General features: G+C 67.4%; 1 protein-coding gene. It reads left to right on the plus strand.

Going from position 1 to position 264, the window contains the following annotated elements:
* Window positions 1–38: 38 nt before the first annotated feature.
* Window positions 39–264 (plus strand): ATP-binding cassette domain-containing protein (locus tag SB719_RS20700; RefSeq protein ID WP_412159820.1); only part of this gene is annotated, 226 nt, incomplete at its 3' end.

Genomic DNA, 264 nt, shown 5'->3' on the forward strand with positions numbered 1-264 from the left:
TGGCCCGCCAAGGCCTTGGTGAACGCCGGCGCGATCGTGTGCGTGAACTGAACATCGGCCATCGGCGGCGGGTGGAAATTGCCCGCGCGCTGCTGCATGAACCGCGCCTGCTGCTGCTGGACGAAGCCAGCGTCGGCCTCGACCCGGCCAGCCGCCTGGCGCTTAACCAGCACCTGCGCCGGTTGTGCCGCGAGCAGCAGCTCAGTGTGCTGTGGGCCACTCACCTGCTGGACGAAGTGCAGCCCAGCGATGACCTGTTGATTC

The sequence above is a fragment of the Pantoea sp. SIMBA_079 genome, from assembly GCF_046940275.1.
Lineage (GTDB): Bacteria > Pseudomonadota > Gammaproteobacteria > Enterobacterales > Enterobacteriaceae > Pantoea > Pantoea borealis.